3 protein-coding genes are annotated in these 11539 nt (G+C 64.3%); 2 read left to right on the top strand and 1 reads right to left on the bottom strand.

The window, feature by feature from the left end; genetic code table 11:
- The coding region (locus Raf01_RS46570; RefSeq protein ID WP_203924605.1) for a VCBS repeat-containing protein at positions 1-2886 on the bottom strand (2886 nt) is incomplete at its 3' end.
- Between the two features lie 1362 nt (positions 2887-4248).
- On the opposite strand from Raf01_RS46570, the gene Raf01_RS46565 reads away from it, so the two are divergent.
- Both Raf01_RS46565 and Raf01_RS46560 read left to right on the top strand, forming a co-directional pair.
- A complete protein-coding gene (locus Raf01_RS46565) occupies positions 4249-10929 on the top strand; it encodes a polymorphic toxin-type HINT domain-containing protein (RefSeq protein ID WP_203924604.1) in 6681 nt (2226 codons plus the stop codon).
- 78 nt (positions 10930-11007) lie between these two features.
- Positions 11008-11373, top strand: coding sequence for a hypothetical protein (locus Raf01_RS46560; RefSeq protein WP_203924603.1), 366 nt, complete (start codon positions 11008-11010; stop codon positions 11371-11373).
- The last annotated feature ends 166 nt before the right edge of the window (positions 11374-11539 follow it).

Below are 11539 nucleotides of genomic sequence, written 5' to 3'. Positions count from 1 at the left end.
CGACCACTGCGTCGATGGTAGAAGATGACCCGAGTCGCCGACGATGTAACCGAAGGCGGCGTTGACCGTGGGAGCGGTCAAAGTTCCGCTGCCACTGGAAAGGTAGGCATCGATATCACCAGTGGCGGTGATGGCCCAGAGGTCTGGACTTTCGTCGCTGTTGAGGTCGGTGCCGCTGATAGCGGTGATGCTGGTGGGCATCCAGCCGCTCGTGGCGTACACAACCTTGGTGCTGCCCTGGCCGGCGGCGGGCACATCGTTCGCGCTGTCACCCATCCAGAGGTCCAGTTCGCCGGTGATGCTGTCTCGGGCGAACAGCGCGGGGCCGGTAGCCGTTGTTGCCGTTGTGATCGTCTGATTCGCCCAGTCGCCGACTGTCTCGCAGTCGCTGCCGGCCGGTCCGCTGAGACACTCGGGGTCGTCGTTGTACACGCCCACGGTCCAGGTGGGGGTATAGAGGTAGAGGTTCTGGCCTACCACGGCGTAGAGGTCCGGGAAAGGAATCCCGTCCGGATCGGGGCTGCGGGCCGGAGCCACTTGGTCGACTGTTTGGTAGTCACCGCTACCGTCCGTTGCGGGCAGGACGATGGGAAAGATGTTGTTTGGCGTGGTGTCCAGAGCCCCACCGTCGCCGAATGCGGCGATGACCTCCGTGTTGCCGCCGTCTGGTCCTGGGTGGGGGAGTTGGACCAACACGTCCTGGCCGCCGTCGTTGTTGAAGTCGGCTGTGGACACGGTGGTGTTGGTCCAGTCGAACGAGGACGCGGAGGCGTTGGCGCTGATGCCGATCTGGCTGCGGCGAGCGTTGAGATGACCGCTGGTATCGGTGTTCGGGTAGAGCCATAGTCCGGGATGGGTGAGGGTGCCGGGTTGGAGGAAGTCCGGCTTGCCGTCACCTGTGAGGTCGCCTGTCGGGTCGGGCCTGGTCGGTGGCGGGGTGCTGAAGGAGTACGCGGCGGGGATGCTGCTGGGGTTGCCGGCACTGTCCAAGGCGTAGACGTAAAGCGTGTTGGGTCCGACTCGAGGTGGCGTCAGGCTCCTACTGGCGATGCCGTTGGTTGCCTGGATGTAAGTTCCGCCGACGGTGTTGGCGGTTTGCCCGGAAAGGATGGTGGGTTGGACGTTGAAGGCGTAGACGTAGCCGGTTGGTGTCTCGCCGGGGTTGGGGCTGAAGGTGAACGTCCCGGCTGTGCGTGCGGCGCCTGCCATCTCATTTTCTGGGTAGTCGGTAGAGGTGATGACTGGTTGAGCGGGCTGCTGGTGGTTGACCGTGAAGTAGCACGGGCCGGAGGAGCCACTGCGGTCATGGCCGTCGTATGCCTGCACAGTCCACGCGTAAGTGTGCCCGTCGACGAGGTTTGGAGCGGACAGGTTCAGCGAAGCGGTCTGGTTGTTGCTAACTGTGACGGCGGCGGCGGTCAGTGTCGTCTTCGTCGTTTGGTCGTTGACGGTGAAGTCGGCTTCGAGTTGAGTCTGGCTGCCGTCAGGATCGGTCAAGGTCGCGGCGAGCCTGACGTCGGTGTTGCCGACCGGGTCGTAGTTGCCGTTGCCGTCGCCGGTGCAGCGGGTGCTGGGGTTCGTCGCCATGTTTCGCGGCGGGTTGGGTGCCGCGTTGTACTCGATGGCGATGGTCGGGTTGTTGGCGAACTTCTTCCACCCTTCGGTGGTTGACTCGTCCTTGTTGTAGAGGCCGAGAGTGTCGGTACTCCAGCGGCCGGAGGCGGCGGAGACGATTTCGCCGGTGATGTCGAAGTCTTCCTCGATCGGGTTGTGCGTTTCGCCTGGCGACCAGTCGGCCGGGACCTGACGCGAGGCGACGGTGTTGCCCTTGCACGGCTGATTGTTCCAGGTTGTGCTCGGGCCGATGCCGCACATGTGATGCACCTCAACGGTGGGCGCGGCTGTGGTACTGGCTGTCCACACTTCGCTGGTCTGGAACGTCGCCTTGACGATGTGGGTACCCCAGATCTGAGACGGGATACTCATCTGAAAGAAGGATCGGGCGGTGTAGTGAGGAGTGTTGTAGCTGTAACCGATGCGGGCATCGTCGCCGGTGTTCCAGTACGACTGGTCGGCCCAGGCTGAGGCGACGTAGGTCCAGTTGCTGCGTTTGCCTGCGGCGGAGTCGGGGTTCCACGACGGGTCGATGAACACCGGCCAGTGCGTGAGGGCGCTGGTCAACATGTCACGGTCGGGGGTGAGCCCAATAGAATCACCGCTGACATGAACTCCTACTGGGGCGACACGGGCCCCGGTAGGAGGACTGGCCGCGCCCGATGGGAGCTGATCCTTTACCGGAGGGTCCGGCAGCGGGGTTCGGGTAGCCGGGTGTATTGGGGCGGCCTGGCTGGAATCCCATTGGCGAGGCGCCGGTGCGCTGAAGGCCAGTGCTCCGGTGGGGGTGGTGGCCAGGAGATTGCCTTGGCTGGTAGCGGTAACCACGGCCCCACGGGTATGTGTTGTCAGCCGCAGGGTGCTCAGTGCCGGATTGCGGGCGGCGGCGGCGTCGTGGACGACGAGGACCTCGCTGAACCCGCCTTGAACGGTTGCGGTGACTTGCAGATCAACGCCTGGCAGCACGTTGGCGTAGACCGCACTCGCGCCACTGGTCGTCGGTTTTGGCAGGGTACCGGGCCACGAGATGGCCAGGGTCGCCGTGGAGTTGACCATGGTGGCCAACGGTGCGGTTCCACCGCCGGAAAGAGTCAACGGGATGGTTGAGGCGGCCGGGCTGAGGCTGCCGTCGGGGTTGGCGCGTAACGTAGCGTCCAGCTTCACCCAGGACCCGTTCACTTTCACTCGTACGGGTTGAGCGCTGGTGGTGACTGTCATGGTGCCGTTTGGGTTCGCGAAGGTCTGCTGCGTCTCGGTGGTGGACGCGGCCACCTCTACGGGACGCCCGGACGCCTTCGCCTTAGCCGCGGCAACCGCCAACGGTGTCGTGTGACTCGCCGGTGTGGGAGTGGCAGCGGGGCTTGGTGCTGGCACGGCACCGGCCGTCTGCGGGACAGCCAGCGCGCCTGCCCCGGCCAGAACCAGTGGCATCAGCCATCGCATCGCTCGTCCGCGGCTGTGAGGATGCCTGTACATTGGCTCGCTCCTGTTCCGTGTGAACGTGGTTGGCTGTGGCTCAGGCATTAGACAGCGATCGTTGTTGCACCTTGACGTACATCGGTTGATGAGGGTGGGCGCGTGGACTCGGAAGCCACCGACACTGTTGCGGTTGCCGTCCATCGAAACTGCCGTAGGCGATGACTTGTGCGACCGCTTTCGCTGCTGATGTTGGTCGGCCAGGCGGCAAGGTGTTCCCGGCCGGGTCGCTCACCGCTGGCATCAATGTCGAACCGTCGATGACTTGGCGCCGCTGTCGATCCGATGCGTGTCCATCGGCCCGGTCCCCGTCCTAGTTCCTTGTCACGGCCGGCGTGTCACTCGGGTACCGGAGCAACACCTGGTGCGGGCAGACCCGTCGCGATGCGTGCATGTGCGTCGCGGGGCCGCCTGCCGCCGAAGATTACGGCCCGACGGTGGTGAATGTCGAGACCGGCAATCGTGCTAGATCGAGGCATTCCGAATGGTTGGTATTGCGTGGCTGCAGGGGTTACAGGTGCGAATGGCATGAGTGCCCATCTTTCTCCGGTGATCTTCGATATAGACAGCTCTTCGGCCGTGAAGGACCCGGCTATGAAGTGGTGCTGGTGGGGGCGTGGGAGCAGTTATCTCAACGATTGATCTCTATGCAACCCGAAGATCGTCCGGTAGCGTCCCTCTCGCAACCGGCTTGCTACTAACGGGGAGGCGGCGATGGTTGTGGCGCTACGTGCATCGTGGATCGAGTCCGCTCGTCGACAATTCGGTCACCGGATGCGGGTGTCAATGCGTCGAGGCGCCGCCATCCTACTGCCGGTCGTTCTCGTAGCCGGCGGCCTATTGGCAGCCCCGCCGGTTCCCGCAGTAGCTCGGCCGGCGGGGCCGCCGCCGCTGCAGCACTGGGACAGTGTTCACGGGCGGCCGGCAAAGCCGGTGGCGTTGCCGCATCCGCACAACGACGCGGCGACGTCCCGGATCCTGCCCGCGACGACGTGGCCGTCCGCCGGCACTGCGGTGGTGAGTGTCGCTACGGTCCCTGCCGGAGGAGCCCACACCTCCGCAGCTAGCGCCAAAGCCAGCCCCGCCGGGATACGAGCTGGGGCTCTGCCGCTGTGGGTTTCTCGCCCGGCTCAGGGAGTGGCGGCGTCGAAGGTGTCGGTGGCGTTGCTGGATCACGCTTCTACGCTGCGCGCGGGAGTGCACGGCATGTTGTTCACGGTTCGCGCCGCGGACGGCAGCTCGAGTGACTCAGCGGTTGGCGTCTCCGTCGACTACTCCGCGATCGTCAACGCCTACGGCGGCGACTGGGCGAATCGATTGCATCTCGTGGAGTTGCCGTCATGTGCGGTCACGACACCACAGGTCGGCTCCTGCAGGGTTCAGAAGCCGGTCGCGACGCAACGCGACACCGCGTCCAAGTTGTTGAGTGGACAGGCGAGTTTGCGCACCGGCGCCGCTGGATCCGAAGCGGTCCAGGCGCCGCGGCAGGTCGCACCGTCGGTTGTGCTGGGAGTGGACGGCGACCCCGCCGGCAACGCGGGGGACTACACCGCGACCGGGTTGAAGCCGTCGGGCACCTGGAGCGCGGGTGGTAGCTCGGGAGACTTCAACTACTCCTACCCGATCGCCGTGCCGCCAGTGCCGGGCCAGTTCACTCCGGACGTGACTTTGTCGTACTCGTCGCAGTCAGTGGATGGCGAGCAGGTCGCGACCAACACGCAGTCGTCGTGGGTCGGTGACGGGTGGGACTACACCCCAGGGTACGTCGAACGGTCCTACATCGACTGTGCCGACGACCCGGCCGGAACGGCACCCAAGACCGGCGACAACTGTTGGGCGGGACAGGTCGTGCACCTGTCACTCGGATCGCGCTCTGGTGACCTCGTCTACGACACGTCGGCGCCGACGCACTGGAAGATCTCCGGCGATGACGGGTCCGTCGTTGAGCTGCTGACCGGCGCCACCAACGGCGATAACGACGGGGAGTACTGGAAGATCACCACGCAGGATGGAACTCAGTACTTCTTCGGTCGCAACCGACTGCCGGGATACACCAGCGACACGGCGACCCCACCGACGAACTCCACCTTCACTGAGCGGGTCTATGGGGCGCATGACGGGGATCCCTGCCATGACTCGGCCGGGTTCGCGTCGTCGTCGTGCAATCAGGGATGGCGGTGGAACCTGGATTACGTCATCGATTCGCACCATAACGCGCAGGCGTTCTACTACAAGACCGAGACCAACTACTACGGCGCCGACTCCGGAACCACCGGCGTGTCCTACGTGCGCGGCGGCTACCTCGACCACATCGACTACGGCCTGGTCGACCCCAACCCGTACCCCGGGCACGCCCCGGCACAGGTGACCTTCGGCGTCGACCAGCGATGCGTCGTGTCCACCTCGGCCTGTGCGCCAGCCAACATCGATACCACCCCATCGAACTGGCCCGACGTCCCCTACGACCAGAACTGCAAGAAGGACGCCGTGTGCAACGTCCACTCGCAAACGTTCTGGTCCCAGGTTCGGCTCACCAGCATCACGACGTCGGTGTGGGGCGGAACGGCCACGATCCCGGTGGACACCTACCGCCTTACGCAGACCTTGCCCGATCCCGAGGATGGCACCGGAACGCCCGCCTTGTGGCTGGCCTCCATCCAGCACACTGGCAACGTCGGCGGCTCGATCGACCTGCCCGCGGTGGCGTTCGCCGCGACGAACCTGCCCAACCGGGCGGACAGCACCGTTGACCACGCCCCAGCGATGAACCACAACCGGATCTCCACCATCACCACCGAGACCGGAGAGGTCGTCGGCGTGAACTACCAGAACCCGGGTTGCGTTGCGCCCGTGAGTACAGACCCGTCGCAGAACACAAGCCTGTGCTACCCGGTGTACTGGACGCAGGAAGGAACCACACAACCGGCGCGGGACTGGTTCAACAAGTACGTCGTTACGGAGATCGACGACCAGGACCCGACCGGCAAGTCCGCGACGGTGACCACGAAGTACGGCTATCCGAACCCGCCGGCATGGCACTTCGACAACAACGAGCTGGTCAAGCCGAACCTGCGTACCTATGGGCAGTGGCGGGGCTACGGGGTCGTCCAGACCCGGACCGGCGCCGGCACCGACGCGAGAACCCTGTCGGAGGCGTACTACTTCAGGGGGATGGACGGCGACAGCCTGCCCAGTGGGGGGCATCGCACCGCGACGGTGACGCTGTCCTCGGACGTCACCGTACCCGGCGCGGCGAGCAGCGTCGCCGACACCGATCAGCTGGCCGGGCAGGTGCGTGAACAGCTGTCGTACAACGGTGACGGCGGCCCGCCGAACGACGCCACCGTCACCGACTACTGGGTGAGCTCACCAACCGCGACCCGGACCCGGACCGGTCTGCCCGCCCTGACTTCGGTCATGGTGCGACCGGTGACCACGTACGCCACCGCGGCGATAACCTCCGGCGCGACGACGACCTGGCGGACCACGAAGACCGAAATCACCTACAACACGGCCATCGGGTTGCCCACTGTGGTCTATCACCACGGTGACATCACCGACCCCTCCCAGGCCACCTGCACCGTCACCAGCTACGCACCCGCCGCCGACGGGACGAACCTGGTGTCCCTACCCGCCGAGGTCGAGAACGACGCCAAGCCATGCGGCGGCTCCGGTGTCAACGGGCTGACCGCGCCCACGTCCTTGACCCGACCCGCGGACGTCATCTCCGACACCCGAGCCTTCTACGACGACCCCTCATTTGCTACGACGTGGCCTCAGTCGGCAGTGACAACCGGGCAAACCAACATGGTGCGTCAAGCCATCGACTACGCCAGCGGCGCCTTCACCTACATCACCAAGGCCAAGACGCTCTATGACGGCTACGGCCGAACCACCGCCAGCACCGACGCCGACGGCAACACCACCACCCTGTCCTACACCACAACCAACGGCCTGACGACCTCCACAACCACCACCAACCCGCTGCACCAAGCCACCACGGCCACACTCGACCCCACCCATGGCGTCACCACCAAGACCGTCGACCCGAACCTGCTGGAAACCGACCTGCGTTACGACGCCTTGGGGCGGATAACCGGAGTATGGCTGCCCGGCAACAACGACACCGCAAAGCAAGCGAACCAGAAGTACAGCTATCTCATCTCCCAGACACAGCCGTCAGCGGTCACCAGCGCCTCACTCAACGAACACGGCTCCTACACCACCTCGGTGACTTTCTACGACGCTTTGGATCGCCAACGGCAGACGCAAAGCGACAGCCCCGCCGGCGGGCGGCTGGTCACCGACACCTTCTACGACTCACGCGGCTGGGCGTACAAGACCAACAACGCGAACTGGGACGACTCGAGTACACCGTCCACGACTCTGCTGGACATGAGGGGACTCGACGAAAAAGTCCCGAACCAGGACGTGATCACCTTCGACGGACTCGGGAGGCCGGTACTGGACGTGTCGCGGGCGAAGGGAGTCGAGCAGTGGCACACCCAGACCGTGTACGGCGGCGACCGAACCACCGTGATCCCACCCGACGGCGGCACCCCCGTCACCACCCTCACCGACACCCTGGGCCGCACCATCGAGCAGGACTCCTACAGCAGCGCCCCGACCGTCACCGGCAACCGGGTCACCGGAGGCAGCTTCGTCCCCATCACCTACGGATACGACCACCGCGGAAACCAGAACAGCATCACCGACGACCAGCACAACACGTGGACGAGCACCATCGATCTCCTCGGTCACACCGTCACCCAGACCGACCCCGACAGCGGCACATCCCAGCGGACATACGACAACAACGGCAACGTCCTCACGGCCACCGACGCGCGCAGCAACACGATCTCCTACAGCTACGACCCCCTCAACCGGAAGACCTTTGAATACGACGGTCCGGATGAGACGGCACCGAAACTCGCCGAATGGCACTACGACTCGACCGACATCGTCAACGGCATCGGGCAACTCAGCTCCGAGACCAGCTACTCCGGGACGACTCCCTACACGTCGACGATCTCCGGCTACAGCAACCGCTACCTTCCCCTAGAGACCACCATCACCATCCCCACCGATGGGGCTCTCGCCGGGTCATACACGTTCACCAACACCTACGCTCCCACTACCGGGGCCCTGTCGAAGACCGACTACCCCGCCACCAGCGGCGCGCTCCCCAAAGAGACCGTCAACTACGGATACAACACTCAAGGACAACTCGTCAGCGTCGGCGGCGGCGGACCCTACATCGAAGCCACCACGTTCACTCCCTATGGCGAACCCGAACGCGTCCAGCTCGGCATCCTGACCAACCAGATCTCCTACGTCAGCAACATCTACGATCCGCACACCCGGCAAGTCAAAGACACCACCGTAGACCGCTCCGTGACCCCCAGCCGGGTTGACGACGTCGCCTACACCTACAACCACGCCGGCCTCATCACACAAAGCACCGACACCCGCAACAACACCACCAGCGAAACCCAGTGCTTCGACTACGACCTGCTCGGCCGACTGACCACCGCCTGGACCGCCAGCGACGCCTGCGCCAACGACGTGGGCAAGACCGGAACAAACTCCACCGTGGGCGGCATCAACCCATACTGGACCAGCTGGACCTTCACCGACGACGGCGATCGCAAGACCGAAACCCAGCACGCGCTCCCCACGCAACCCGCCGGCGACACCACCTCCACCTACACCTACCCCACAGGTACGAACGCTCAACCCAACACCGTGCAATCGGTAGCCACCGTTAGCCCTGCCGGCACCCAGACCAGTACCTACACCTACGACAATGCCGGCAACACCCTCAACCGCACCACCCCGGCCACCGGCTCCCAGACCCTGACCTGGAACGACCTCGACCAACTCAGCCAAGTCACCGCGGGAACGAAGTCCTCGAGCTACGTTTACGACGCCGACGGCGGACTGCTCCTCCAGCGCGACCCCGGAACCACCACCCTGTACCTGCCCGGCGAGGAGCTTCACCTCAACACCGGCACCAACACACTCACCGGTCAGCGGTACTACACCGCCAACGACGTCACCTGCGTCCGCACCGGCACCACGAGCACCGCCTACAACTACCTGCTCGCCGACCAACACGGCACCGCCACACTCAGCCTCGACCACACCGGCCAGACACCGTCCTGGCGGGCCTTCACTCCCTACGGCGCACCACGTTCCAGCACCGTGCCATGGCCCGACACCCACGCCTTCCTCGGCCAACCCACCGACTCCCTGACCAACCTCGACCTACTCGGGGCCCGCAACTACGACCCGACAACGGGGCGATTCGTCTCCGTCGACCCCATCATGGAACCCGCGGACCCCAACCAGCTCGGCGGCTACAGCTACTCAGGCAACGACCCCGTCAACAAGACCGACCCAGATGGGACGCTCGGCTGCGTCCGCCTCGACATCGACGGGCCCTGCGTACCCAACAACCCGCCCTCCGGGAACAACAGCGGCGGGGGAGGAGGCCACAGCGGTGGCGGCGGGGGAGGAGGCTCCGGTAGCGGAGACATCCCACTCCAACACGGCACCGTGGTAAACGTTCACCAGGACGGCACCGTCACCGTCGACGGCATCACGATCAGCGCCACCAGCGTAAACGACGACGAATGGCGATTCGCCCAGCAGGTCGACGCCTATTACGATCCGACCTGGGGCAAAGACGCTGCAGCACAGGTACTTCACGCGATGGACCTAGCCTGCCAACATGAAGCAGGGGTCTGCACAGAGGCGTTCGCCCGCGACATCAGCTCCGCCATGGCCGACCGCGCAGCATGGATCAATAAATGCCGCGGCAGTTGCTGGCAATTCCAACTATCCCTCGGCGGCGTGGCCAACGCAGTCGCGCTCGGGGGCGAGGGCCCAGGAGGTGATGACCGGCTCGGTGCCGTCAATCCCGACGTCGCCGAGGCCAGGGGCGTTGTAGCCGACGCCGTCGAAGAGGAGTACGCGGACATCGCGGGCCTCGCCGAGGGCGACATCAGCAAGCTGCGCACCGCCTGCGGTGGCAACAGCTTCGACCAACACACCGGCGTCCTCATGGCTAACGGCACAACCGAACCGATCAATCAGGTCAAGATCGGCGATGAGGTCCTCGCCACCGATCCGACTACCGGTACCACAGCCCCCCGGCACGTTACCGCTCTGCACCTTAACCAAGACACTGGCCTCACCGATCTGACCGTCGCCACCAGCGACGGCTCGACCGCCGCGCTCCACACGACACAGCATCATCCCTTCTGGGACGCCACCCGGCATGCCTGGATCGACGCTGCAGACCTGCTGCCCGGCGACCGCCTGCACACCCTCGACGGGCAAGTCGAGACCGTGGCCGCGGTGCACTCGTTCACGCAGCAACACCCCATGTACAACCTCACCATCGAGACCACTCACACGTACTTCGTGATCGCCGGCACCACGCCAGTGCTGGTGCACAATGCAGGATGTGGGCCCGATGTGGTTCTCGGTCCCGGTGTCGACAATGCCGACGCGCTCCGATCATGGTCTTCGACCACTCCGGAGACCGAGTTCATTTATGATCCGGCCACGGGTGATTTCCTCGCGGGCGATCGGACTCCGCCGGCGACCCATAACAGTGGACCGAGTCCTCACGAACAGTTGGTGGAACAAATGGGGGCCACGGATCCGAAGGCGATCGTTGGCGGGACAATGTATCGTGACACCAACGGATCGCTCGTATTCACGCAGGTTAGTGGTCATTTCGGGCAGAACTGGACGGCTGGGAGTTGGCAGCAATTCAAAGATTTCATGGGTAATTACGGAATTCAAGCAGAATATCGACCCTGGGGCTGAGTAATGGGGACCTGGAAGCCTGTGCTCTCGACAAGTTACGACTCATGGCTCGGCATAATGCCAGACGGAACCCTTGGAGTGGGAAAGTTCGACGTCGGCCGTGTGTCGCTCGATGAGTCGCATTACGTCGTTGCGTGGCCACTACTGTCGAATGGGTTCGACGACGTCTATCGGCAGCTTTACAGTGTGCGGAAGCAACTCAATCTGGACGTCGGCGGACCTGAGATGCTCATCGAGTGCATCGTGAGTTCGGCGTGGAGGTCTGGTCGGCCGTATTGGATGAGATTAGCTGTCCCGTGGGCCGGTGCAATGGTTCAGTCGGGGGCCTTCGACGTCGGCAAACTACGAACATTACTCGTGTCGATGTCGAAATCCGAGCTGATTTCTGCCGATGATCGCGAATTTGCGCAACACGCATTGGCGACCGTCGACGAGTCAGTTTGATTTCCGCGCGGCGCAATAGAATGCGATCTCATCGGCGGCGGCGCGTATTGGAATATTGGCCTAATCTGGCGCGGCTGTCCCGCACGTTACAGCAAACGGTTCCGCCCAGTTTGTCCGTCTCGGGGCGTCGGGTTGCGCCGGCGTGCTGTCACGGACACATCAACCC

This window comes from Rugosimonospora africana, assembly GCF_016862975.1.
GTDB classification, from domain to species: domain Bacteria; phylum Actinomycetota; class Actinomycetes; order Mycobacteriales; family Micromonosporaceae; genus Rugosimonospora; species Rugosimonospora africana.
The sequence above is the reverse complement of the archived record's forward strand: the minus strand, read 5'-3'. Positions and strand labels throughout refer to the sequence as shown.